Annotated in this window: 28 protein-coding genes and 1 riboswitch; of the genes, 14 read left to right on the top strand and 14 right to left on the bottom strand. The window is 64.3% G+C overall.

Features of this window, described 5'->3' with window-relative positions:
• The first annotated feature begins 91 nt into the window (after nt 1-91).
• A riboswitch (FMN riboswitch) is annotated at nt 92-233 on the top strand.
• 80 nt (nt 234-313) lie between these two features.
• The 5 genes from ribB to DV532_RS02755 all read left to right on the top strand — a co-directional run bounded on the left by ribB (nt 314) and on the right by DV532_RS02755 (nt 6,338).
• Nucleotides 314-964 carry a 3,4-dihydroxy-2-butanone-4-phosphate synthase gene (gene ribB / locus DV532_RS02775; protein WP_056807021.1) on the top strand — a complete coding sequence of 217 codons (651 nt, stop codon included), beginning with the start codon at nt 314-316 and terminating at the stop codon, nt 962-964.
• Nucleotides 965-1,172: 208 nt separating this feature from the next.
• A complete protein-coding gene (locus DV532_RS02770) occupies nt 1,173-1,415 on the top strand; it encodes an exodeoxyribonuclease VII small subunit (protein ID WP_027594918.1) in 243 nt (80 codons plus the stop codon).
• Nucleotides 1,412-2,299 carry a (2E,6E)-farnesyl diphosphate synthase gene (gene ispA / locus DV532_RS02765; protein WP_056807018.1) on the top strand — a complete coding sequence of 296 codons (888 nt, stop codon included), beginning with the start codon at nt 1,412-1,414 and terminating at the stop codon, nt 2,297-2,299. The genes DV532_RS02770 and ispA overlap by 4 nt, the downstream gene beginning before the upstream one ends.
• A 180-nt stretch (nt 2,300-2,479) precedes the next feature.
• A complete protein-coding gene (gene dxs, locus DV532_RS02760) occupies nt 2,480-4,375 on the top strand; it encodes a 1-deoxy-D-xylulose-5-phosphate synthase (protein WP_056807015.1) in 1,896 nt (631 codons plus the stop codon).
• Between the two features lie 121 nt (nt 4,376-4,496).
• Nucleotides 4,497-6,338, top strand: a complete 1,842-nt coding sequence (locus DV532_RS02755; protein ID WP_056807012.1) for a TonB-dependent receptor domain-containing protein — start codon at nt 4,497-4,499, stop codon at nt 6,336-6,338.
• On the opposite strand, the gene DV532_RS02750 is transcribed toward DV532_RS02755, so the two are convergent.
• The 12 genes from DV532_RS02750 to nrdR all read right to left on the bottom strand — a co-directional run bounded on the left by DV532_RS02750 (nt 6,316) and on the right by nrdR (nt 15,023).
• Nucleotides 6,316-7,128 (bottom strand): cobalamin-binding protein, encoded by an 813-nt coding sequence (locus DV532_RS02750; protein WP_056807010.1) that lies wholly within the window; start codon nt 7,126-7,128, stop codon nt 6,316-6,318. The genes DV532_RS02755 and DV532_RS02750 overlap by 23 nt on opposite strands.
• A complete protein-coding gene (locus tag DV532_RS02745) occupies nt 7,128-7,547 on the bottom strand; it encodes a hypothetical protein (RefSeq protein WP_056807008.1) in 420 nt (139 codons plus the stop codon). Before DV532_RS02745 ends, DV532_RS02750 begins: the two co-directional genes overlap by 1 nt.
• Nucleotides 7,544-8,161, bottom strand: a complete 618-nt coding sequence (gene ribA, locus DV532_RS02740) for a GTP cyclohydrolase II (RefSeq protein ID WP_003260612.1) — start codon at nt 8,159-8,161, stop codon at nt 7,544-7,546. Before ribA ends, DV532_RS02745 begins: the two co-directional genes overlap by 4 nt.
• A gap of 134 nt (nt 8,162-8,295) precedes the next feature.
• Nucleotides 8,296-9,039 carry an ABC transporter substrate-binding protein gene (locus DV532_RS02735; RefSeq protein WP_056807003.1) on the bottom strand — a complete coding sequence of 248 codons (744 nt, stop codon included), beginning with the start codon at nt 9,037-9,039 and terminating at the stop codon, nt 8,296-8,298.
• Nucleotides 9,040-9,055: 16 nt separating this feature from the next.
• Entirely contained in the window at nt 9,056-9,559 is a 504-nt protein-coding gene (locus tag DV532_RS02730; protein ID WP_056807000.1) for a phosphatidylglycerophosphatase A, read from the bottom strand.
• Nucleotides 9,556-10,524, bottom strand: a complete 969-nt coding sequence (thiL, locus tag DV532_RS02725; RefSeq protein ID WP_056806997.1) for a thiamine-phosphate kinase — start codon at nt 10,522-10,524, stop codon at nt 9,556-9,558. The genes DV532_RS02730 and thiL overlap by 4 nt, the downstream gene beginning before the upstream one ends.
• Before the next feature lie 18 nt (nt 10,525-10,542).
• The gene (nusB, locus tag DV532_RS02720) at nt 10,543-11,043 is read right to left on the bottom strand and encodes a transcription antitermination factor NusB (protein WP_056806994.1); all 501 of its coding nucleotides are present in this window, start codon (nt 11,041-11,043) and stop codon (nt 10,543-10,545) included.
• A complete protein-coding gene (gene ribE, locus DV532_RS02715; RefSeq protein ID WP_003255395.1) occupies nt 11,040-11,516 on the bottom strand; it encodes a 6,7-dimethyl-8-ribityllumazine synthase in 477 nt (158 codons plus the stop codon). The genes nusB and ribE overlap by 4 nt, the downstream gene beginning before the upstream one ends.
• Before the next feature lie 91 nt (nt 11,517-11,607).
• Nucleotides 11,608-12,699 (bottom strand): bifunctional 3,4-dihydroxy-2-butanone-4-phosphate synthase/GTP cyclohydrolase II, encoded by a 1,092-nt coding sequence (gene ribBA, locus DV532_RS02710; protein WP_012270288.1) that lies wholly within the window; start codon nt 12,697-12,699, stop codon nt 11,608-11,610.
• 18 nt (nt 12,700-12,717) lie between these two features.
• Nucleotides 12,718-13,383 (bottom strand): riboflavin synthase, encoded by a 666-nt coding sequence (locus DV532_RS02705; RefSeq protein ID WP_056806991.1) that lies wholly within the window; start codon nt 13,381-13,383, stop codon nt 12,718-12,720.
• Between the two features lie 42 nt (nt 13,384-13,425).
• The gene (ribD, locus tag DV532_RS02700; RefSeq protein WP_056806988.1) at nt 13,426-14,556 is read right to left on the bottom strand and encodes a bifunctional diaminohydroxyphosphoribosylaminopyrimidine deaminase/5-amino-6-(5-phosphoribosylamino)uracil reductase RibD; all 1,131 of its coding nucleotides are present in this window, start codon (nt 14,554-14,556) and stop codon (nt 13,426-13,428) included.
• Nucleotides 14,557-14,558: 2 nt separating this feature from the next.
• Nucleotides 14,559-15,023: a transcriptional regulator NrdR gene (nrdR, locus tag DV532_RS02695; protein WP_008092351.1), complete on the bottom strand. Its 465-nt coding sequence runs from the start codon at nt 15,021-15,023 to the stop codon at nt 14,559-14,561.
• Nucleotides 15,024-15,130: 107 nt separating this feature from the next.
• Here nrdR and DV532_RS02690 point away from each other — a divergent pair, with 107 nt between their 5' ends.
• Genes DV532_RS02690 through trxA form a run of 3 tightly spaced genes read left to right on the top strand, consistent with a single transcriptional unit; the run spans nt 15,131 to nt 17,147 of the window.
• Nucleotides 15,131-15,583 carry a YbaY family lipoprotein gene (locus tag DV532_RS02690; protein WP_056806985.1) on the top strand — a complete coding sequence of 151 codons (453 nt, stop codon included), beginning with the start codon at nt 15,131-15,133 and terminating at the stop codon, nt 15,581-15,583.
• Entirely contained in the window at nt 15,584-16,243 is a 660-nt protein-coding gene (locus DV532_RS02685; protein ID WP_056806983.1) for a methyltransferase, read from the top strand.
• Between the two features lie 31 nt (nt 16,244-16,274).
• Entirely contained in the window at nt 16,275-17,147 is an 873-nt protein-coding gene (gene trxA, locus DV532_RS02680; protein WP_056806980.1) for a thioredoxin, read from the top strand.
• Between the two features lie 137 nt (nt 17,148-17,284).
• Here trxA and DV532_RS02675 read toward each other — a convergent pair whose 3' ends face one another.
• Nucleotides 17,285-17,626, bottom strand: a complete 342-nt coding sequence (locus DV532_RS02675; RefSeq protein ID WP_056806977.1) for a hypothetical protein — start codon at nt 17,624-17,626, stop codon at nt 17,285-17,287.
• A gap of 130 nt (nt 17,627-17,756) precedes the next feature.
• On the opposite strand from DV532_RS02675, the gene DV532_RS02670 reads away from it, so the two are divergent.
• From DV532_RS02670 to DV532_RS02650, 5 genes are all read left to right on the top strand, one after another.
• The gene (locus tag DV532_RS02670) at nt 17,757-18,335 is read left to right on the top strand and encodes a DUF2796 domain-containing protein (protein ID WP_056806975.1); all 579 of its coding nucleotides are present in this window, start codon (nt 17,757-17,759) and stop codon (nt 18,333-18,335) included.
• Nucleotides 18,336-19,046, top strand: a complete 711-nt coding sequence (locus DV532_RS02665; RefSeq protein WP_056806973.1) for an ABC transporter ATP-binding protein — start codon at nt 18,336-18,338, stop codon at nt 19,044-19,046.
• The gene (locus tag DV532_RS02660; protein WP_056806972.1) at nt 19,046-20,311 is read left to right on the top strand and encodes an ABC transporter permease; all 1,266 of its coding nucleotides are present in this window, start codon (nt 19,046-19,048) and stop codon (nt 20,309-20,311) included. The genes DV532_RS02665 and DV532_RS02660 overlap by 1 nt, the downstream gene beginning before the upstream one ends.
• A gap of 105 nt (nt 20,312-20,416) precedes the next feature.
• Nucleotides 20,417-20,929: a DUF3299 domain-containing protein gene (locus DV532_RS02655; RefSeq protein ID WP_056807210.1), complete on the top strand. Its 513-nt coding sequence runs from the start codon at nt 20,417-20,419 to the stop codon at nt 20,927-20,929.
• Nucleotides 20,930-21,038: 109 nt separating this feature from the next.
• The gene (locus DV532_RS02650; protein WP_056806969.1) at nt 21,039-21,722 is read left to right on the top strand and encodes an OmpW family protein; all 684 of its coding nucleotides are present in this window, start codon (nt 21,039-21,041) and stop codon (nt 21,720-21,722) included.
• On the opposite strand, the gene DV532_RS02645 is transcribed toward DV532_RS02650, so the two are convergent.
• Nucleotides 21,710-22,915: an MFS transporter gene (locus DV532_RS02645; protein ID WP_056806966.1), complete on the bottom strand. Its 1,206-nt coding sequence runs from the start codon at nt 22,913-22,915 to the stop codon at nt 21,710-21,712. The two genes, DV532_RS02650 and DV532_RS02645, sit on opposite strands and share 13 nt — an antisense overlap.
• A 105-nt stretch (nt 22,916-23,020) precedes the next feature.
• Here DV532_RS02645 and DV532_RS02640 point away from each other — a divergent pair, with 105 nt between their 5' ends.
• Nucleotides 23,021-23,464, top strand: coding sequence for a helix-turn-helix domain-containing protein (locus tag DV532_RS02640; protein ID WP_056806963.1), 444 nt, complete (start codon nt 23,021-23,023; stop codon nt 23,462-23,464).
• The last annotated feature ends 42 nt before the right edge of the window (nt 23,465-23,506 follow it).

Here is a 23,506-nt window from a genome sequence, read left to right as displayed (position 1 = left end):
GGGCTGTTCCTGAAAGGCCATGCCAGCATGATACCGCCAAAGGTCGTAGGGCCGTGGGTTGCCTGGGGGGTGGCAATGTGCTGTATGCTTGGCCGGTCTTCAGGGCGGGGTGAAAGTCCCCACCGGCGGTAAATCGAAAGATGAGCCCGCGAGCGCCCCGGCCATGCCGGGGGTCAGCAGATCTGGTGCAATTCCAGAGCCGACGGTCATAGTCCGGATGAAAGAAGGCGTCAGGCAGGGGCCATCCGGGCGCCCCTGCGCGCGCATTTTGTTCGCCCCGAGACGTTCATCGATTTTTCACGAGGAGCGTTTCATGTCCACCCAGTACTATTCGCAATTCCCCAATGTTTCCGCTGCCATCGCGGCCTTTCAGGCCGGGCGCCCTGTGCTGCTGCTCGACGACGACGACCGCGAGGACGAAGCCGATATCGTTGCCGCCGCCGAGAACATTTCGCTGCAGACCATGGCCATGATGATTCGCGATTGCAGCGGCATCGTTTGCCTGTGCCTGGACGAGGCCACCGTTGACCAACTGCAACTGGCGCCCATGGTGCAGAACAACCAGGCCCGCCATGGCACCGGCTTCACCGTCACGATCGAAGCGGCAGAAGGCATCACCACCGGGGTTTCCGCCCAGGATCGTGTCACCACCATTGGCGCAGCACTGCGTTCTACCGCCCAACAGCGCCATATCGTCAGCCCCGGGCATGTGTTCCCGCTGCGCGCCCGCAATGGTGGGGTACTGACCCGTCGTGGCCATACTGAAGGTTCGGTGGACCTGGCGCGCTTGGCCGGCCTGCGCCCGGCGGCGGTGCTGTGCGAGCTGATGAACCCCGATGGCAGCATGGCCCGCGGCGAACAGGTGGCGGTGTATGCGCGGCAGTACAATTTGCCGGTGCTGACCATCGCGGAACTGGCGCGCTACCGTGAGGCCATGCTCGAGCTGCAAGCCGAGCCCGCCTGAGCCACCGCACGGGGCCGCTTTGCGGCCCATTCGCGGGTAAACCCGCCCCCTCAGGTACTGCACCGGCTCTGAGCCTGGCGCGCCCCCTGTGGGAGTGGGTTTACCCGCGAAGAGGCCGGTAAATGCAACCTCAGGCCCCCTGAAGTTTGCTCCCCCCGCCCCGCTCTGCTAGTGTCGCGCCGTTCAAAATGCCACCGAGACAGTCGCCATGGCCCGCAAAAAAGCCTCCCTCGATTTCGAGCAATCCCTCGCAGACCTGCAAGCCCTGGTCGAGCGCCTGGAGAACGGCGAGTTGTCGCTGGAAGACTCGCTGGCCGCCTTCGAGCAAGGCATCGCCCTGACCCGAGACTGCCAGGGCGCCCTGGCCCAGGCCGAACAGAAAGTGCAGATCCTGCTGGAACGCGACGGCGAACTGGCAGCCCAGCCCTTCGATGCGGAGCCGGAAGCATGATCGCCATCTACCAGGCCAATTGCCAGGCACGGGTAGACGCCGCCCTGGAGCCGCTGTTCGTCGCCCCCACCAAGGAACTCGAACGCCTTTATGCCGCCATGCGCTACAGCGTTATGAACGGCGGCAAGCGCGTACGCCCGTTGCTGGCCTATGCGGCCTGCGAAGCCTTGGGCGCCCCAGCCGAGCAAGCCAATGGCGCGGCCTGTGCGGTGGAGCTGATCCATGCCTACTCGCTGGTGCATGACGACCTGCCGGCCATGGACGACGACGACCTGCGTCGCGGCCAGCCAACTACCCACAAAGCTTTCGACGAAGCCTGCGCTATCCTCGCCGGCGACGGCTTGCAGAGCCTGGCCTTCAGCGCCCTGCTCGACCCGCGCCTGAGCCCGCAGGCCGACACCATTCGTCTGGCCATGGTCCAGGCCTTGGCCAAGGCGGCCGGCCCGGCGGGCATGGTCGGCGGCCAGGCCATCGACTTGGGCTCGGTAGGCCTGAAGCTGGACCAACAGGCACTGGAGTTCATGCACCGGCACAAGACCGGTGCACTGATCGAAGCCAGCGTGCGCCTTGGTGCCCTGGCCAGCGCCCGCGCCGAACAGGCGCAGCTGGATGCTCTGCAGACTTATGCACAGGCCATCGGCCTGGCGTTCCAGGTGCAGGACGACATTCTCGACGTGGAAAGCGACACCGCCACCCTGGGCAAACGCCAGGGCGCTGACATCGCGCGTGACAAACCGACCTACCCGGCCCTGTTGGGCCTGGAAGCGGCCAAGGCTTATGCAACAGAACTGCGCGACCAGGCGCTGGTCGCACTGAGTGGGTTCGGCGAAAAGGCCGAACCGCTGCGGGCTCTGGCGCGTTACATCGTCGAACGCCGTAATTAAGCACTAATACCACGCCCGGTGTAGGAGCGGGTTTACCCGCGAATGCGGTGGCGAATGCACCAGCGCATTCGCGGGTAAACCCGCTCCTACACCGGGGTGCCGCAAACCGTGGTCGAATGGGCACTTTTCCCACAATGGGGTAAACTGCCGCGTCTTCACACACCTATAACGACTCGCCTGATGCCCACGACGTTTCAAGAGATCCCCCGCGAACGCCCGGTCACGCCGTTGCTCGACCGCGCTGACACGCCTGCCGGCCTGCGCCGGCTGGCCGAAGCCGACCTGGAGACCCTGGCCGACGAACTGCGCCAGGAACTGCTCTACACCGTGGGTCAGACCGGTGGGCATTTTGGTGCCGGCCTGGGCGTCATTGAGCTGACCATCGCCCTGCACTACGTGTTCGACACCCCGGACGACCGGCTGGTGTGGGACGTGGGCCACCAGGCCTACCCGCACAAGATCCTCACCGGGCGCCGTAACCGTATGCTCAGCCTGCGCCAGAAGGACGGTATCGCCGCCTTCCCGCGCCGCAGCGAAAGCGAGTACGACACCTTTGGCGTCGGCCACTCCAGCACCTCGATCAGCGCTGCACTGGGCATGGCCATTGCCGCCCGCCTGCAGAACAGCGCACGCAAGTCGATCGCTGTGATCGGTGACGGCGCGCTGACTGCCGGCATGGCCTTCGAGGCGTTGAACCACGCCCAGGAAGTCAACGCCGACATGCTGGTGATCCTCAACGACAACGACATGTCGATTTCGCGCAATGTCGGCGGCTTGTCCAACTACCTGGCCAAGATCCTTTCCAGCCGCACCTACGCAAGCATGCGCGAAGGCAGCAAGAAAGTGCTGTCGCGCCTGCCAGGGGCCTGGGAAATTGCCCGCCGCACCGAGGAATACGCCAAAGGCATGCTGGTGCCGGGCACGCTGTTTGAAGAGCTGGGCTGGAACTACATTGGCCCGATCGACGGCCACGACCTGCCGACCATGGTTGCCACCCTGCGCAACATGCGTGACCTCAAGGGCCCGCAGTTTTTGCACGTGGTGACCAAGAAGGGCAAAGGCTTCGCCCCGGCCGAGATCGACCCGATTGGCTACCATGCCATCACCAAGCTGGAGCCGGCCGACAAACCCGCCGCGCCAAAGAAAGCCAGCGGCCCGAAATACTCTGCGGTGTTCGGCCAGTGGCTGTGCGACATGGCCGCTGCCGACAACCGCCTGGTAGGCATTACCCCGGCGATGAAGGAAGGCTCCGACCTGGTCGATTTCAGCGAGCGCTACCCGCAGCGTTACTTCGACGTGGCGATCGCCGAGCAGCATGCGGTAACCCTGGCGGCCGGCATGGCCTGCGAGGGCAGCAAGCCGGTGGTGGCGATCTACTCCACCTTCCTGCAGCGCGCATACGACCAGTTGATCCACGACGTGGCGGTGCAGAACCTCGACGTGCTGTTCGCCATCGACCGCGCCGGCCTGGTCGGTGAAGACGGCCCGACCCATGCAGGTAGCTACGACCTGTCGTACCTGCGCTGCATCCCGGGCATGCTGGTGATGACCCCAAGCGACGAGAACGAACTGCGCAAGATGCTCAGCACCGGCCACCTGTACAACGGCCCGGCGGCGGTGCGTTACCCACGTGGTACCGGCCCTAATGCGCCAGTCAGCGGTGACCTTGAACCGCTGGAAATCGGCAGGGGCGTGGTCCGCCGCCAGGGCGTGAAAGTCGCCATGTTGGTATTCGGCGTGCAACTTGCCGAGGCCATGAAGGTGGCTGAGCAGATCAACGCTACGGTGGTCGACATGCGCTTCGTCAAGCCGCTGGACGAGGCCCTGGTGCTGGAACTGGCTGGTAGCCATGAGCTGCTGGTCACCCTCGAAGAGAACGCCATCATGGGCGGTGCCGGGGCCGCTGTTGGTGAGTTCCTGGCCAATGAAGCGGTCGTGAAACCGCTGCTGCACTTGGGCCTGCCGGACATCTATGTCGAACATGCCAAGCCCGCGCAAATGCTGGCTGAGTGCGGGCTGGATGCAGCCGGGATCGAGGCTTCGGTGAAAGCCCGCATGGCCAAGCTCGGCCTGTAATCCCCGGGGCCGCTTTGCGGCCCATCGCCGGCAAGCCAGCTCCCACAGGTACAACACAGCCCTTGAGTACTGTGCCGTACCTGTGAGAGCTGGCTTGCCGGCGATTGCTTTGGAAGCCGTAATGAAATTCCCAACCTTTGCCACCCTGCTCTGCCTCCCGCTCCCCCTGCTGGCCGCCGAACGCGACGACGCCCTCAAGCTCCCCGACGTACTGATCAGCGCCAGCCGCCAGGTCGAGTCACGCACCGCCACCAGCGCCGCCAACACGGTATTCACCCGCGCCGATATCGACCGCCTGCAACCCACCAACGTCACCGACCTGCTCAGCCGCGTGCCCGGCGTGCAAGTAGCGCCCACCGGTGGCCGTGGCAGCCTGCCGGGCATCTTCATCCGCGGCACCAAGGCTGCACAAAGCCTGGTGCTGGTCGATGGCGTGCGCATCGCCAACACCACGTCGGGCGACAGCGGCCTGCAGTTTCTCGATGTCGACCAGATCGAGCGGGTCGAAGTGCTGCGCGGCTCGCGCTCGGCGGTGTACGGCAGCGATGCCATTGGTGGGGTTATCCAAATTTTCACCCGGCGCAGCAGCGGCCCCGGCCTACAGCCGCGCCTGCGCATGGCGGCAGGTAGCAACCAGACGTTCCAACGCAGCCTGGGGCTTTCCGGTGGCAACGGAGCCACGCGCTTTAACCTTGGTGCCAGCCTGGATGAAACCGCCGGCATCGACTCGACCGGGCCGTCGTTCGCCAGCGATGGCGACCATGACGCCTACCGCAACAAGTCACTCAACCTGAGCCTGAGCCATACCTTTGGCGAGCGCTTCGAGGCAGGGTTGAACCTGCTCGATAGCCGCGGGCGCCACGAATTCGACGAGCCACGCGGGGCCAACCCACAAGAGCCCTATTCGGACTTCGCGGTCAGCAGCATCGGCAGCTATCTGGATGCCCAGGTCAGCGAGCAGTGGAACGCACGCTTCGAGCTGGCTCATAGCGAGAACCGTGACGACAGCCGAGACAAGCTCAGCCAGTCAAGCGCCCCGTTCAATACCTACCGCGACCAGGCCTCCTGGCAGAACACCCTGACACTGGATGAGCGCAACAGTTTGCTGCTGGGTGGCGACTGGTATGAAGACCGTGTTCATGCCAGTGCCGACTTCACTGAAGACAGTCGCTGGAATCGCGCGGTGTTCGCCCAGCATCGCTTTCATGGCGAAGACTTTTCCAGCGAAATTGGCCTGCGCCATGACACGAACCAACAGTTCGGTGGGCAGACCACCTGGAGCGGCAGCCTGACAGTACCGCTCAACACGGCCAACGACCTATTGTTGTCCTACAGCGAAGGCTTCCGGGCCCCCACCTTCAACGACCTGTACTACCCGGGTTACAACAACCCAGACCTCAAGCCCGAGCACTCGAAAAGCTATGAATTGCAGTGGCGCAGCCAACTGAGCGCAAGCAGCAAACTGGAAACTTCGCTGTACCGCACTGACCTGCGTGACGCGATCGAATACAGCGAAAAGCCCGAGAACGTCGGCGCCGCCCGCATCAACGGCTTCGAGATGGCCCTGAGCCAGGAGTGGAACGGCTGGACGTCGCAACTAGGCCTGGCACTGATCGATCCACGCAACCGAGAGAACGGCCATACCCTGCCCCGCCGGGCCCGACGCACCTTGAGTCTGGACATCGACCGTCAGTTCGACCACTTCGCTTTTGGCGCTACCTGGCAAACTGTCAGCAGTAGCTTCAACGACGAAGCCAATACCGACCCAATCAGTGGCTACGGCGTGCTAGGCCTACGCGGAAGCTGGGCGGCAAGCCACGAGCTTACGCTGGACCTGAAACTGCAGAACTTGCTAGACAAGCAGTACAGCCGCACCCATTACAACCACTTGGGCAACAACTACGGCTATCGCGAAGAAGGCCGCACTTGGCTGTTTAGCGCTACCTGGACGCCGGCGCTGTAGCCTCGAGCAGCGCACACAACTGCGCCGTGGCCTCGATCATCTGCCCGCTGGGGCGCTCCAGGCCTTTGTCAGGCACCACCAGCAAACGATCATCGGCCACCGCCCGCAACTGCGGCCAAGCCTTCCAACTCGCCAGTTGCGCCTGGTCGCCGGCCAGAATGACCTGCGGATTGCGCAGCAGCACAGACTCCACATTCACTTGCGGTGCCGGCAGGGTGAGGTCGGCGAAAACATTGCGCGCCCCGCACACGGCCAAGGCGTCGCTCACCACCTGGCGGCCACCGAGCGTGTACAACGGCCGGTCCCAGACCTGGTAGAACACCTGCAAAGGCTCGTCACGCCGATACTGCTGGCGCAGTTGCTGCAACCGCTCGCGCAGAGCCTGGGCATACTGATGGCCTTGTTCGGCCCGGCCGACACGCTCGGCGATGGCTTCGATCTGCTCGATCAGCTGGTCTATGTCATGGGGTTCGCTGCTGAAAGTGGCGATGCCCAGGCGCTTGAGCTGGTCGCGCTGGGCCAGCGGCACACTGCCCGGCCACAGCAGCAACAGGTCGGGGCGCAGGCTGAGCAGGCGCTCCATGTCCAGTTGCCCCTGGCGCCCCACTGAGGGCAGGCCGCGCAGCGCCGCCGGGCGCTCGCCACCGTCGAGTACGCCGACCAACAGGTCTTCGGCCTGCAGCTCGAGCATGATCTCGCTCATCGAGGGGGCCAGGCTGACCACCCGCAGGGGTTCGCCAGCCAGTGCAGTGCAGGCGAACAGCGCCAGCAGGCCAGGCAGCCGCCGCATCAGCCGAGCTGGCGCGGAATGCGATAGAGGTACAGCACCACCACGGTGGACAACGCCAGCAAGATCTGCGGCACCGCCTCGAGGCCGACCAGCACCGACAGCGCGGCGACCCAGGCTGGGAAGCAGGCATACAGCATGGCCAGGCGCCGTACCCGCGCCAACTCGATCCAGGCGGCGGGCTCTTCGCCGCTGCCCAGCACCTTGGCGGTGGCAATGAGTGTGCGCTTGTAGGCCCCGAAGCGCGGCAGGCTGAGGAACATGGTCGCCGCGCCGGCAATGAACAGCGGCATGGCCAGCACCGGTACCCGTGCATCACCACCACCAAAGGCCCAGGCCATGACCGGCAGCGGCACCAAACCGACTGCCAGGTACTGCCACCAGGCCAGCGCCAGGCGCCGCTTGACCTCGGCGCGGGTCACGCCTGAGGCACCTCGCCCTGGTGCTCGTTACCCAGCATGTGGCCGAGTTTGCCGGCCTTGGTCGCCAGGTAGTAGCGGTTGTGCGGGTTGTGACCGGTGTGCAGCGGTACGCGCTCGGCGACGACGATGTTCATGTCGGTCAAGGCTTTGACCTTGCGCGGGTTATTGGTCATCAGGCGCAGCGACTTCACCCCCAGGTGCTCCAGCATTGGCAGGCACATGGCATAGTCGCGTTGGTCGGCCGCGAAGCCCAGGCGCTCGTTGGCCTCGACCGTATCGGCGCCGCCATCCTGCAGCTCGTAGGCGCGAATCTTGTTAAGCAGGCCAATGCCACGGCCTTCCTGGCGCAGATACAGCAGCACACCACGGCCTTCGCGGGCGATGGCCTGCAATGCGGCTTCCAGTTGCGAACCGCAGTCACAGCGCTGGCTAAACAGGGCATCGCCGGTCAGGCACTCGGAGTGCAGGCGCCCCAGCACCGGTTGGCCATCCGCGATGTCACCCAGGCTGAGCACCACATGCTCACGGCCCGTGGCTTCGTCGAGGAAGCCGTGCATGGTGAAGGTCGCGAAAGGCGTCGGGAGTTTAGAGGCGGCAACAAAGACGACGGGCACGTTGTGCTCCTGGAATAAGTTGAAAATTTCTCGTGGGCCGATTGTATCAGCAGGTTGGGGAATGTGGGCCGGCTGAATACCGCGGGGTAAGATCGAAAAGTTCGATGCTTAGGTTAACCAGGCCCGACCCTATCTCAATGCGGTTTGCTATCGGGGCTGAACGGATACGGCTGCTGCCAATGCTGAAAAATCGGCTTCAGCTCACCGCTGCGCACCAGTTCGGCCATGCGCTTGTCGAATAGGTCCAGCAGGGCCTTGGCCTGGTCGCTGCGGCCAAAAGCCAGGTACAGCGGCAGCTCAGCCAAATGGGTGCGGTGGAAGCGCTCGGGCTGGGAGGTCTGGCTTAGTACATAGTCGACCTCGGTCAGCGCGTCGATGTAGTAGTCCACGCGGTCATGCTCAAGCATCGGCAGGATGCCTTCGCGACGCTGAACTTCGCGAAACTCATGCACATTCGGCAGGTAGTTGGCGAAGTCGTAGCCACGCACCCACGCCAGGCGGTACTGGCCCAAGGTCTCCAGGGTAAGTGCAGGCTTGCTGACCAACCCCAGGGCGTAGATGTGGTCCATGTCGAAGTGCCAGCGCGGGTACAGGTTGTCGTCGTTTTCTTCCTTGTACGAACCAACCCAAGCGTCGGCCTCGCCGCGTTTGACCAGCCCGACCGCACGGCTGTAGGGCGCGCTCTGGATCACAACCTTGACCCCAGCCGGCTCGAACACCTTGCGCAGCACGTCCCAGGCCACCCCACTACCGTCGGCGTTGGTGTAGTCGAGCCACTCTTCGCTGACCAGCTGAATCTGCCTGGGCACACCTTCGGCAGCTGCTACCCATGGGGCAAGGCTCAGCAGCATTGCCAGCAGCACCGTCCTTATGGCCATCTACACGCTCCCTGTATCAGGCAACCGCCCACACCAGAACCTGCATGCTCAGCCAGGCGAATACGCCAGCCAGAATATCGTCGAGCATAATCCCCACGCCGCCGTGTACATGGCGGTCGACCCAGCGGATCGGCCACGGCTTGAGGATGTCGAAGAAGCGGAACATCAGAAACCCTGCCAGCAGCCACTGCCAGCCTTCCGGCACCAGCCAGAGGGTAATCCACATGCCGACAATCTCGTCCCAGACAATGCCTTCATGGTCGTGCACACGCAAGTCGTTGGCGACCTTGCCGCACAGCCAGAAGCCGAACAGCATGCTCACGCCGAGCAACAGCCAGTAGCCCCAGTCGGGAAGCATTTGCCACAGTGGGATGAAGGGTATGGCCACCAGCGAACCCCAGGTACCCGGGGCCTTGGGCAAGGTGCCAGAACCGAAACCGAAGGCAATGAAGTGCCACGGGTTGCGCCAGACCGAAGGCGGAACGAACTCCGCAGGCACCTGGTTCGGGTGATCGGTCACGGTGTCTCCCTAAAATGTTGATAGCCGCGTTGCCGCGGGGTGATGTCCTGGCCATGCCGGTCGCGCAAGCTGACGCCCTGCCCTTCGAGCACTTGCCCAATGACGTGGAACGCCGCCAGGCCTTGAGCCTGCAGGGATGAAAGTTGGGCGGGCGGCAAGGTGAACGCCAACACGTAGTCGTCACCACCGGTCAAGGCCGCCTGCACGGCCGCCTCAGCCCCGAGGAACCCCTGCAATGCGGCTGACATCGGCACCTGCGCCAGGTTCACTTCGAGTGCCACACGAGAGGCTTTGGCAATATGCCCACAGTCGGCCAGCAGGCCGTCGGAAATATCCAACGCCGAGGTGGCACGCCCGCGCAGCAGTTGGCCCAAGGCAAACTGCGGCGACGGCGACCAGTAGTGGTCGAGTAGCGGTTGCGCCAGCGCGGCATCGGCTTGGCGCTGGCCTAACACCAGCGGCAAGGCACCGGCCGCATTGCCCAATTCGCCGCCCACGCACAGCAGGTCGCCCGGGCGAGCGCCGTCACGGCGCAATGCCTGCCCCACGGGCACCCGGCCGAATACGGTCATGGTGATGCTCAGCGGGCCACGGGTGGTGTCGCCACCGATCAGGCTGAGCTGGCAGTGGCTGGCCATGCGGTTGAGGCCGCTGGCATAGGCTTGCAGCCAGTCGGCGCTAACCTCCGGCAAAGTCAGGCCAAGGGTAAAGCCGATGGGGGTAGCGCCCATGGCCGCCAGGTCACTGGCCGCCACGGCCAACGAACGCTGGCCGAGCAGCCACGGGTCGCACACCGCCGGGAAATGCACGCCGGCAACCAGGGTGTCGGTGGACACCGCCAGTTGCTCGCCGGCTGGCAGGTCGAGCAGGGCGCAATCGTCGCCGATACCCAGGGCCACGCCTTCACCGCCTTGCGCACAAGGCGCAGCGGCGAAGTAATGGCTGATCAGCTCGAACTCACCCATGGTTCGCAAGCGCCAGGATCAGCGCTTGTTCGCCTTGACTTCTGCTTCGCGCAGGTTCGGGGCCAGCTTGTCCAGCACGCCGTTGACGAACTTGTGGCCGTCGGTGGCACCGAAGAGCTTGGCCAGCTCGACACCTTCGTTGATCACCACGCGGTACGGTACGTCGACGCGCTTGATGAACTCCCAGGTGGACAAACGCAGCACGGCCAGCTCAACCGGGTCGAGCTCTTCCAAAGCCAGGTCCAGGCATGGCTTCAGGGCGTTGTCGATTTCGCTCTTGATTGCCGGGACACCATGCAGGATCTCGCGGAAGTACGCACCGTCAACATCGGAAAAATCGTTATCGACCCGGAACTGCGCTTCGATCTCGTTCAGCGAATGCTGTGCCATGTGCCACTGGTACAGCGCTTGGGTCGCGAGCTTACGGGCTTCGCGGCGCTTGGCGCTCTTCGAGGGCTTGCCGGCATCCGCAGGTTTTGGATCGCGCGGGTTGAAACGATCGCTTTCGTCGCTAATCACTTGGCCTCCAACTGCGCCAGCAGGCTGACCATTTCCAGAGCGGACAGGGCAGCTTCAGCACCTTTGTTGCCGGCCTTGGTGCCGGAACGCTCGATGGCCTGCTCGATGGAGTCGACGGTCAGTACGCCGAAGGCCACCGGAACACCGAACTCCATGGACACCTGGGCCAGGCCCTTGGTGCATTCGCCCGCCACGTACTCGAAGTGCGGGGTACCACCACGGATCACGGCGCCCAGGGCGATGATCGCGTCGTAGGCGCCTTGCTGGGCGACCTTCTGTGCCACCAGCGGGATTTCGAATGCACCCGGGGCACGGATGATGGTGATGTCGCTTTCGCTGACACCGTGGCGAACCAGGGCGTCAACGGCACCGCTTACCAGGCTTTCGACAACGAAGCTGTTGAAGCGGCCAACCACCAAAGCATAGCGACCTTTGGGGGCGATGAAGGTACCTTCGATGGTCTTCAGGGTCATTCCGATATTCTCATCTTCAAAAGCGAGGCCGCATACAAGCGGCCTCGACAGGGGTCTGGACTCGAGCAGAGGGCGTCATTGCCGCCTCAAGTCACTCGGAGGGCACGTATTCTACAACTTCCAGATCGAATCCGGATATCGCGTTGAACTTCATCGGTGAACTCATCAGGCGCATCTTGCGCACCCCGAGGTCACGCAGGATCTGCGAGCCGGCACCCACAGTGCTGTAGGTGGTTGGCGCCTTGGTCGGTGCATCGCCGGCACTCTCGCGGATGTGCGCCAGCAGCACGTCGCCATCCAACGGGTGGCCCAGCAGCAATACCACGCCGCTACCGGCCTCGGCCACGGCGGCCATGGCGGCGCGCAGGCTCCAGCGGCCCGGTTGCTTGACCAGCAGCAGGTCGCGCAGCGGGTCCATGTTGTGCACACGTACCAGGGTCGGTTCTTCGGCGCAGATCTTGCCCAGGGTCAGGGCCATGTGCACGTCGCCTTCCACCGCGTCGCGGTAGGTGACCAAGTTGAACTCGCCCAACTCGCTCTCTACCGGCTGCTCGGAGACGCGCTGCACGGTGCGCTCGTGGATCATGCGGTAGTGGATCAGGTCGGCGATGGTACCGATCTTCAGGCCGTGCTCGGCGGCGAACACTTCCAGCTCGGCGCGGCGCGACATGGTGCCGTCGTCGTTCATCACTTCGCAGATCACGCCACTTGGCTCAAAGCCAGCCATGCGCGCCAGGTCGCAAGCAGCTTCGGTGTGCCCGGCGCGGGCCAGGGTACCGCCCGGCTGGGCCATCAGCGGGAAGATATGGCCGGGGCTGACGATGTCTTCGGCCTTGGCGTCCTTGGCGGCGGCCGCTTGCACGGTGCGCGCGCGGTCGGCGGCAGAGATGCCGGTGGTGACGCCTTCGGCGGCTTCGATCGACACGGTGAACTTGGTGCCGAAGCCCGAGCCATTGCGCGGTGCCATCAACGGCAGCTTCAGCGTTTCGCAACGTTCGCGGGTCATCGGCATGCAAATCAGGCCACGGGCGTGCTTGGCCATGAAGTTGATGTGCTCAGGCAGGCAGCATTCGGCTGCCATGATGATGTCGCCTTCGTTCTCACGGTCTTCGTCATCCATGAGGATGACCATTTTGCCCTGGCGGATGTCTTCGACCAGTTCTTCGATGCTGTTGAGCGCCACGCGGCACCCCCTTCTCAATCAGGATTTCAAGAAGCCGTTGGCGGCCAGGAAGCTTTCGGTAATGCCACTGCCCTTGCTCGGTTCGGCCGCCTTGTCACCCAGCAGCAAACGCTCCAGGTAACGGGCCAGCAGATCGACCTCAAGGTTTACCCGACGACCTGCACGGTAGTCGGCCATGATGGTTTCGGACAGGGTGTGCGGGACAATGGTCAGTTCGAACTCGGCGCCATTGACCTCATTGACCGTCAGGCTGGTGCCGTCGACGGTGATCGAACCCTTGTGGGCGATGTACTTGGCCAGCTCCTTCGGTGCACGCACACGGAACTGGATGGCGCGGGCGTTATCGCTGCGCGAGATGATTTCGCCAACCCCGTCGACGTGGCCGCTGACCAGGTGCCCGCCCAGGCGGGTGGTGGGCGTCAGGGCCTTTTCCAGGTTGACCTTGCTGCCGCTCTTGAGGTCGATGAAGGCGGTGCGCTTGAGGGTTTCGACGCTCACGTCGGCCCAGAAACCGTCGCCCGGCAATGCGACGGCGGTCAGGCACACGCCGTTGACGGCAATGCTGTCGCCGAGCTTGACGTCGCCCAAGTCGAGCTTGCCGGTTTCGACGTAGACGCACACGTCGCCACCCTTGGGGGTCAGGCTGCGGATGGTGCCGATGGATTCGATGATGCCGGTGAACATGGGGTCTTCCTCAAAAACGGTTTGCGCAGGGCAAGCCCGGCATTATACGCCGGGCGCCGACAGGGGGATGGCCGTGACCCGCCAGTCATCGCCCACTGCGCGCATTTCGGTAATTTTCAGCCGCGGCGCTTCGCTCATCTTGTCCAGTGGCCAGTCCAACAGCGGGCGGGCGTGGGAACCGAGGAAAGTGCCGGCGACGAACAGCTGGTACTCGTCGACCAAGCCCTGCCGGGCAAAGGCACCGACCAAGCCAGCACCGGCTTCCAGCAAAATTTCGTTGACGCCACGCGTGGCCAGAGCCTGCAGCAGCGCCAGCAGGTCGACCTGGCCATTGTCGCCCGGCAGGCTGAGCAGTTCGTGGCCGGCAGCGGCATAGCGTGGGTCATCTGCGACAGCGGTTACCACCAGGGCCGGGCCGGCCTGGAAGAAAGCGGCATCCAGCGGTAGACGCAGGCGGCCATCGACCAATACGCGCAGCGGTGCACGGCTGAGTGCCAGGGCCGTGGTTTCGGCATTCAGGCCCAGCTCGGCGCCACGCACGGTCATCCGCGCGTTATCGGCCAACACGCTGGTGGCGCTGGTCAACACCACGCTGGCGCGGGCGCGCAGGCGCTGCACCGCCGCACGGGCGGCCGGGCCGGTAATCCACTGGCTTTCGCCACTGGCCATGGCAGTGCGGCCGTCCAGGCTCATGGCCAACTTGGCGCGGACGAACGGCAGGCCATGCTCCATGCGCTTGAGGAAGCCCGGATTGAGCGCACGGGCCTCTGCCTCGAGCACCCCACTGGCGACTTCGATGCCGGCCTCGGCCAGGCGCCGCAGGCCCTGCCCCGCCACTTGCGGGTTAGGGTCCTGCATCGCCGCCACCACCCGTGCCACGCCAGCCTTGACCAGCGCTTCGGCGCACGGCGGCGTACGGCCATGGTGGCTGCACGGTTCCAGGGTGACATAGGCGCAGGCGCCGCGGGCGCGCTCACCGGCCTGGCGCAGGGCGTGCACTTCGGCATGCGGCTCGCCGGCGCGCACGTGCCAGCCCTCGCCGACCACCTCGCCATCGCGCACGATCACACAGCCTACCCGCGGGTTTGGATGAGTGGTGTACACCCCCTTGCGCGCCAGCTCCAGCGCGCGGGCCATGTAGTGGGCATCAAGGATGGCAGCTTGGCTCGGCATGTTCACTCTTTAGCCGGCTCACGGGCCAGGCGGTCGATTTCTTCGCGGAACTCGTCAAGGTCTTGGAAACGCCGGTACACCGAGGCAAAGCGGATATAGGCCACTTCATCCAGCTTGCGCAGCTCGGCCATGACCAGTTCACCCACCACCAGCGATTTGACTTCGCGCTCGCCAGTGGCACGCAAGCGGCTTTTTATGTGTGCCAACGCGGCTTCCAGGCGTTCGACACTGACCGGTCGCTTTTCCAGTGCCCGCTGCATGCCGGCGCGTAGCTTTTCTTCGTCGAACGGTTGGCGCGTGCCGTCCTGCTTGATCAGCCGGGGCAACACCAGCTCGGCGGTTTCAAAGGTAGTGAAGCGCTCGCCGCAGGCCACGCATTCGCGGCGGCGACGCACCTGCTCGCCCTCGGCGACGAGGCGAGAGTCGATGACCTTGGTGTCGTTGGCACCGCAAAAGGGACAGTGCATGGTGGCAGGCAACAAAAAAAAGGGAGGGCCATGGTAGCGCATCCCACTGGCAAGACAAGCCAAAGGGGTTAACATCCAAGGGAAATCTGCCCGTTAAGGACTCCCCCATGCACTACCGAGCGCTCGTCGTGCTGTGCTGCGCCGCCCTGCTCGCTGCCTGTGGCAGCGACAGGCCCAAGCCCGATACTCCCCCGGCGCCCACGCCAGCCCGCGCGGCCAAGCCAGCCGAAGTACTGGGCCCGCTGCCAGCCTACCAGCGCGAGCTGAGCGGCACCTTGCTGGAAATCCCGGCCGGTGCCGACGTGGAGCTGGCCTTGCTGGTCATCGACGAACGCGACCGCCCACAACGGCTGCTGGCCAGCAGCAACCTGACCGGCACCGGCCAAGCCCTGCCCTACCACCTGCGCTTCAACCCCGAGGCCTTCCCGGCCGGTGCCCGGGTCGAGCTGCGTGGCCGCGCCAGCAACTCCGGCCAACTGATCATGCACCTGCCGCCCGTGCGCATTACCCAGGCGCAAACCCAGGCCACCGGCCCGCTGCGGTTCGAGAAGGCGCCGTAAGTGGCGCCGCTTGCCCTGCAACAGGTCCTCAGCGGCCTGATCGGCGAAGCGCGCCTGGTGGTCAGCGAACTGCCCGGCTGCGACCTGAAGCTGTGGCTGATCGACGACCAGAACATGGACCGCGCGTTCAGCAGCGAAGAAACCCGGCGCATTCTTGAAGAGCCGCCGTACTGGAGCTTCTGCTGGGCCAGTGGCCTGGCCATGGCTCGCTACCTGGCCGAGCGCCCACACTGGGTGGCCGGCAAGCGCGTGCTGGACTTTGGCGCCGGCTCCGGTATCGCCGGTATTGCCGCCGCCCGCGCTGGCGCACTGGAAGTGGTGGCGTGCGACCTCGACCCGCTGGCGCTTGACGCCTGCCGCGCGAATGCAGCGCTGAACGGGGTGGAGCTGGGTTACAGCAGCGATTTTTTCGCCGAGGACGACCGCTTTGACCTGATCCTGGTCGCCGATGTGTTGTACGACCGCGCCAACCTGCCGTTGCTGGATGCCTTCCTTGGCCGCGGCCGCCAGGCGTTGGTGGCCGACTCGCGGGTGCGCGACTTCAGCCACCCGCTGTACCAGCCACTGGGCGTGATGGAAGCACTGACCTTGCCGGACCTGGCCGAACCACACGAATTCCGCCGGGTCAGCCTGTACCACGCCAGCCGCGAGACCTTATAGTGGTGCTATTCACGAGTTTGCGAGAGTCGCGATGACCCAAGACACGCCTTACATTTTCGACGCCACCGATGCCAGCTTCCAGCAACTGGTGATCGAGAACTCCTTCCACAAACCGGTATTGGTGGACTTCTGGGCCGAGTGGTGCGCGCCGTGCAAGGCACTGATGCCGTTGCTGGCAAAGATCACCGAGGGTTACCAGGGCGAGCTACTGCTGGCCAAGATCAACTGCGACGTGGAGCAACAGGTGGTTGCCCAGTTCGGCATCCGCAGCCTGCCGACCGTGGTGCTGTTCAAGGACGGCCAGCCGGTGGACGGCTTTGCCGGTGCGCAGCCGGAGTCGGCGATTCGCGCCATGCTCGAGCCACATGTGCAGCTGCCCGCCGCCCCCACCGCATCGCCACTGGAACAGGCCAAGGCGCTGTTTGCTGAAAGCCGCTTTGCCGAAGCCGAGGCGCTGTTGCAGGCGCTGCTGGGTGAAGACAACAGCAATGCCGAGGCGCTGATCCTGTACGCCCGTTGCCTGGCCGAGCGCGGTGAATTGGGCGAGGCCCAGGTGGTGCTGGATGCGGTCAAGACCGATGAGCACAAAGCGGCATTGGCCGGTGCCAAGGCCCAGCTGACCTTCCTGCGCCAGGCTGCCAGCCTGCCGGAAGTGGCCGACCTGAAGAGCCGGCTGGCACAGAACCCGCAGGATGACGAAGCGGCTTACCAGTTGAGTATCCAGCAGTTGGCGCGCCAGCAGTATGAAGCGGCGCTGGAGGGGTTGTTGAAACTGTTCCAGCGTAACCGTGGCTATGAGAACGGGTTGCCACAGAAGGCGATGCTGCAGGTGTTCGAGTTGCTGGGTGGGGATCACCCGCTGGTTGGCGTATATCGTCGCAAGCTGTCGGCGGCGATGTTCTGACCTGAAGTTATCTGCGAGGGCTTCGCCCTCGTTCGCGGGCACGCCCGCTCCCACAGGATATCCACTGTATTCCAGACGGGTGGTCTACCTGTGGGGGCGGGCGTGCCGGCGAAGAGGCCAGGGCAGGCAATACAGATTTATCCCACCCAGTGATAAACCGGCGCATCCACGCCACTTTCCACCTTCACCTCACTGCTATGCCGCAAGCGCACCAGCAGCCGTTTGCCCGCCGCCGCACTCCCCGCCAGCCCTTCCAGCCGATCCAGCAACTCCGGCCCGCTCATCTGCCCCGCCAGGCGCAGCACCTCACGCGCCGCAGTCCATTGCCCATCATCCTGGCGCGGCGCCACTACTGCCGTCGCGCCAGCCTGCGCCACAACCGGCACGTCAATCTGCCGCCCCAGCTGCGCCCACTCTTCAGGTTCCAACTCGATGGTCAGGTCCACCGGCCAGTCGCCAATCTGTCCACGAATTCTCATGCCGCATTCCTTGAACCCAGGTCAATGCACCCATGCTACCGCAACATGAAACCTGCGCCACGCAGGCTGGCGAGACGCGGAAAAGCTGTTATAACATAACCCAATCTTCCCGCCCGCTCCGGAGTCGTCCATGCGTCGCCTGCTGCTCGCCCTGCCCTTCGCCTTGCTGCCCTTGGCCGTGGCTTATGCCCACGCTGATGACCATGAACATGACCACGCCCATGGCACACTCGGTGCCCACGAGCATGGTGTGGCCAAACTCAACGCCGCGCTCGATGGCAACACCCTGGAACTTGAGCTGGACAGCCCGGCCATGAACCTGGTCGGTTTCGAGCACGCCGTCAGCAGCGCCGCCGACAAGGCCAAGGTCGCCGCCGTGCGCCAGCAGCTCGAACAACCGCTGAAGCTGTTCGGCCTGCCCGCTGCAGCTGGCTGCAAGGAAGACCAACAGGCGCTGGAAAGCCCGCTGTTCGGTGACACCGCGAAAGCCGAAAGCGATGGCGACGAACATGAACACAGCCACCCGCACAGCGACATCGGCGCCCATTACCAGCTGACCTGCGCCAGCCCCGAAAAACTGGCCCAGCTGGACCTCGCACCGCTGTTCAAAGCCTTCCCGGCCACCCAAAAAATAAACGTCCAACTGATCGGCCCCAACGGCCAGAAAGGCGTGGAAACCACGCCGGCCAAGGCAGTGGTCGCGTTCTGAATGCGCCAGCCGTTGATCGCACTGCATGACCTGGTATTCGCTTGGCCGGGCCAGCCCGCGCTGTTGGACATTCCGGCGTTCTGCCTGGACGCTGGCGAAGCCCTGTTTCTCAAGGGCCCCAGCGGCAGCGGCAAAACCACATTGTTGGGGCTGCTGGGCGGGGTGAACATACCGGGCCAGGGCCGTATCCAGTTGCTCGGCCAGGACCTCGGCAGCTTGGGCCAAGGCGCCCGGGACCGCTTTCGGGTTGACCACACCGGCTACATTTTCCAGCAGTTCAACTTGCTGCCGTTCCTTTCAGTGCGCGAAAACGTCGAGCTGCCCTGCCGCTTCTCGCGCACCCGCAAGGCCCGCGCCGAGCAGCGCCATGGCAGTGTCGACCAGGCGGCTAGCACGCTGCTGGCACACTTGGGCCTGGACGACCCCACACTGCTCGCCCGCCGTGCCGACAACCTGTCGATCGGCCAGCAGCAACGGGTCGCAGCCGCCCGGGCACTGATCGGCCAGCCCGAGCTGGTGATCGCCGACGAACCGACCTCGGCGCTGGATGCCGATACTCGCGAAGCGTTCATCCGCCTGCTGTTCGATGAATGCCGCGCCGCCGGTGCCAGCCTGCTGTTCGTAAGCCACGACCAGAGCCTGGCGCCGCTGTTCGACCGCCACCTGTCGTTGGCCGAACTCAACCGCGCCGCCAAGCCCCAGGAGGCCTGATGTACCTGCTCCGCCTTGCCTTTGCCAGCCTGGCCAACCGCCGTTTCACTGCCTTCCTCACGGCCTTCGCCATTGCCCTGTCGGTGTGCCTGCTGCTGGCCGTGGAGCGGGTTCGTACAGAGGCCCGGGCCAGCTTTGCCAGCACCATCAGTGGCACCGACCTGATCATCGGCGCCCGCTCTGGCTCGGTGAACCTGCTGCTGTACTCGGTATTTCGCATCGGCAACGCCACCAACAATATCCGCTGGGACAGCTACCAACACTATGCCAACGACCCACGGGTGAAATGGGCCATCCCCATCTCGCTGGGCGACTCGCACCGCGGCTATCGGGTGATGGGCACCACCACGGATTATTTCAGCCATTACCAGTACGGCCGCCGTCAGCACCTGGCGCTGAGCCAGGGGCGCGCATTCGCCAGCGACCCGTTCGAAGTGGTGCTTGGCGCTGAAGTGGCCGAGTCGCTGCACTACAAGCTCGGTGACCAGCTGGTGCTGGCCCACGGCATAGCAGCGATCAGCCTGGTCAAGCACGACGACAAGCCGTTTACCGTGGTCGGTGTGCTTCAACGCACCGGCACACCAGTCGACCGCACCCTGCATATCAGCCTGGGTGGCATGGAGGCGATCCATATCGACTGGCACAACGGCGTACCCGCCCGTGGCGGCGGACGCATCAGCGCCGATCAGGCCCGCACCCTGGACCTGCAACCTGCCGCCATCACCGCGTTCATGCTTGGCCTGAATAACAAGATCGCCACCTTCAGCCTGCAGCGGGAGATCAACGAGTACCGCAGCGAACCATTGCTGGCGATACTGCCTGGGGTGGCGCTGCAAGAGTTGTGGAGCCTGATGGGCACCGCGGAGCAGGCGTTGTTCGTGGTGTCGCTGTTCGTGGTGCTGACCGGTTTGATCGGCATGCTCACGGCAATTCTCACCAGCCTCAACGAGCGCCGGCGGGAGATGGCGATCTTGCGTTCGGTCGGAGCCAGGCCGTGGCATATCGCGGGACTGCTGGTGCTGGAGGCGCTGTCGCTGGCTGCGGTGGGGATCGTGGCCGGGCTTGGGTTGCTTTATGCGGGTATCGCGGGGGCACAGGGGTATGTGCAGGCCAACTATGGTTTGTACCTGCCACCGGCCATGCCAAGCGCTCATGAATGGACCTTGCTGGCTATCATCCTCGGGGCTGCGTTGCTGATGGGCAGCGTGCCGGCTTGGCGGGCCTATCGGCAGTCGCTGGCCGATGGCCTTTCCATCCACCTCTGAGTGCGTGCAATGATCGAACACCTCACCGCCTTCTACGCGGGCGCGCCCGCTCCCACAGGTGCCTCACAAGGTTCGAAGCCAGTGGTGCCCGCGAAGAGGCTAGCACTGCATAGGCTGCTGATCCTGCTGCTGACAGTAGCAACGCCTGTGTGGGCCGCCGAACCCCGTGTACTGGACTGGCCTGCCCTGATCCCCGAAGGCGCCCCGATCATCCCACCGCAACTCGCGCCGCTGCACGACCTGTCACAGCTCAGCAATGCCCTGGCCGCCGAGTCCGCTCCAGCCGCGCGCCAGCAGGCCCCAGCCGCCCCAGTGGTAAAAAGCCTCGACGGCCAGCAGATCAAACTGCCCGGCTACATCGTGCCGCTGGAGGTGAGCGAAGAAGGCCGCACCACCGAATTCCTGCTGGTCCCCTACTACGGCGCCTGCATCCATGTACCACCACCGCCATCAAACCAGATCGTGCATATTTTCAGCAAAATGGGCGTACGTATCGAAGACCTCTACCAGCCTTACTGGATCGAGGGAAAGATGCAGGTTAAAGCCTCCAGCAGCGAACTGGCCGATGCGGGTTACCAAATGGAAGCGGAAAAAATATACGTTTATGAGCTGAGATGAGAACTGTTTCGAATTCATGACGACGCTTCTTTGAGCTGGGTCAAACTTTCCGTTTAGGCGCATCCGTACCATTGGACTACTCGATTACTCACGTCCTTTGGGAGCTTCCATGAACAAGTCCTTGCTCGGTGCCTCACTCGTGGCCCTGGCACTCGCCGCCCCTGTCGCCCACGCCCACCAGGCGGGCGATGTCATCGTCCGCGCCGGTGCTATCACCGTTGCCCCCAACGAAAGCAGCGGCGACCTGAAGTTCGACGGCAGCAAGGTATCGGGCACCAAAGCGACCCTGGACAGCGACACCCAGCTGGGCCTGACCTTCGCCTACATGCTCACCGACCACATCGGCCTGGAGCTGCTGGCGGCCACCCCGTTCAAGCACACCGTCGCCGTCAAAGGCCTGGGCGGCGGCCTGGACGGCAAGCTGGCTGACATCAAGCAACTGCCACCGACCCTGTCGCTGCAGTACTACCCGATGGAGCCTACCTCCAAGTTCCAGCCGTATGCTGGCGTCGGCATCAACTACACCCTGTTCTTCGACGAAGACCTCAGCGGCGCCCGCAAGCAGCAGGGCTTCAGCAACCTGGACCTGCAGGACTCGGTCGGTTTCGCCGGTCAGCTGGGCATGGACTACATGCTCACTGAAAACCTGCTGGTCAACGCCTCGGTCTGGTACATCGACATCGACACCAAGGCCAGCGTCAACGGCCCAACCGCCCTGGGCTATAGCAAAACCAAGGTCGACGTCGACGTCGACCCATGGGTCTACATGGTCGGCCTTGGCTACAAGTTCTGACCTGAACACTGCAGGGCGGCTTCGGCCGCCCTCGCCCGTTGCAGCCAAAGCCAGTACCCCAGCGCTAGCGCGCTGATACCCATCCCAAGCCCGCACACCGCTGCCCAGCCCCCATGGGCATACACCCAGCTCGCCAGCACCGCCCCCAAACCACTGCCCAGCGAATAGCAACACATGTAGGCGCCGATCAGGCGACTGGCCATTGCGCCACGCCCGGCCAGCAACAGGCTCTGACTGGTGACATGCACCGCCTGCACGGCGAAATCCAGCATCAGCACACCCAGCACGAAGGCCATCAGTGACTGCCCAACGAAGGCCGTTGGCAGCCATGACAGCGTCAGCAAGGCCAGTGCCCACCCGGTGGTGCGCTGCCCCTGCCCATGGTCGGCCAGGCGACCGGCGCGCGCTGCCGCCAATGTGCCGGCAACCCCTGCCAGGCCGAACAGGCCGATCTCGGTATGGCTCAGCGCCAAGGGTGCGGCACTCAGGGGCATGACCATGGCACTCCATAACACGCTGAACGCAGCAAAGATCAACACGCCGAACAGCCCGCGCTGACGCAGCAAGCGGTCATGCCGATACAAACTGAACTGGGCAACGATTAGCGCTCGGTAGCCAGCTTGCAACGTCGGCGGCTGGCCCGTGGGCAAACTGCGCCATAGCACCAGGGCCAGCAGCACCAGCAGCGCCGCCGCAACCAGGTATACGCTGCGCCAGCCAGCCAGGTCGGCAAGCCCACCGGATGCCAGCCGCGCCAGCAGAATGCCCAACACCACACCACTGGTGACGGTGCCCACGGCCTGCCCCTGCTGGCCGGGTGCGGCCAGGCTCGCGGCATGCGCCACCATTCCTTGCACCATGACCGCCAGCAGCCCTGTGATCGCCAAAGCCAGCAGCAACATCGACCAACCGGGCGCCATGCCGACGCCGACCAGCGCCAGGGCCGAGCACAGCAACTGCCCGAGCAACAGGCGTTTGCGGTCGATCAGGTCCCCCAACGGCACGATCAACAGCAGCCCCAGGGCATAGCCCGCCTGGGTCGCGCCGACCGCCCGACCAATCTGCTGCTGCGCCACACCCAAGTCGGCAGCTATTGACTCAAGCAAGGGCTGGGCGAAATACACGGTGGCCACCGCCATGGCGCTGGTGATGGCCAGCAGCAGGGTTATCCCGCGGGTCAGGGTGGGGTTCATCGGGCAAGCCTCGCTAAACTGGTTTCTAATTGAAACCACATGCTGGCTATTTAGCAAATGTGGTTTTAATGTGCAACCAGATAAACCACACAGGTGCCCCCCCCGATGCTCGACGAAAACAACGCGCAATGCCCGGTTGCCCGGGCATTGGAGGTGCTGGGCGACCGTTGGGCACTGATGATCCTGCGCGATGCCTTTGATGGCCTGCGCCGCTTCAGCGAATTCCAGAAGAACCTGGGCCTTGCGAAGAACATTCTCGCTGCACGGTTGAAGTTGCTGGTGGAGAGTGGGCTGTTGGCGCTACAGCCGGCATCGGATGGCAGTGCCTACAAGGAATATGTGCTGACCGCTAAAGGGCGGTCGGTGTTTCCGGTGGTGGTGGGCTTGAGGCAATGGGGGGAGCGGTTTCTGTTCGAGCCGGGTGAGGCGCGTTCAGAATTGGTGGAGGGTGCTAGCGGGCAGGCGCTTGAGACGCTGCAGGTGCGGGCCGTGGATGGGCGAGTACTGACGGCCGAGGATTGCCTGCGCAGAGTTGTGCGGCATGGGTGATTTGGGGGCTGCGTTGCAGCCCATCGCCGGCAAGCCAGCTCC

Origin of the sequence: Pseudomonas sp. Leaf58 (assembly GCF_003627215.1) — a bacterium.
Taxonomy (GTDB): domain Bacteria; phylum Pseudomonadota; class Gammaproteobacteria; order Pseudomonadales; family Pseudomonadaceae; genus Aquipseudomonas.
The sequence above is the reverse complement of the archived record's forward strand: the minus strand, read 5'-3'. Positions and strand labels throughout refer to the sequence as shown.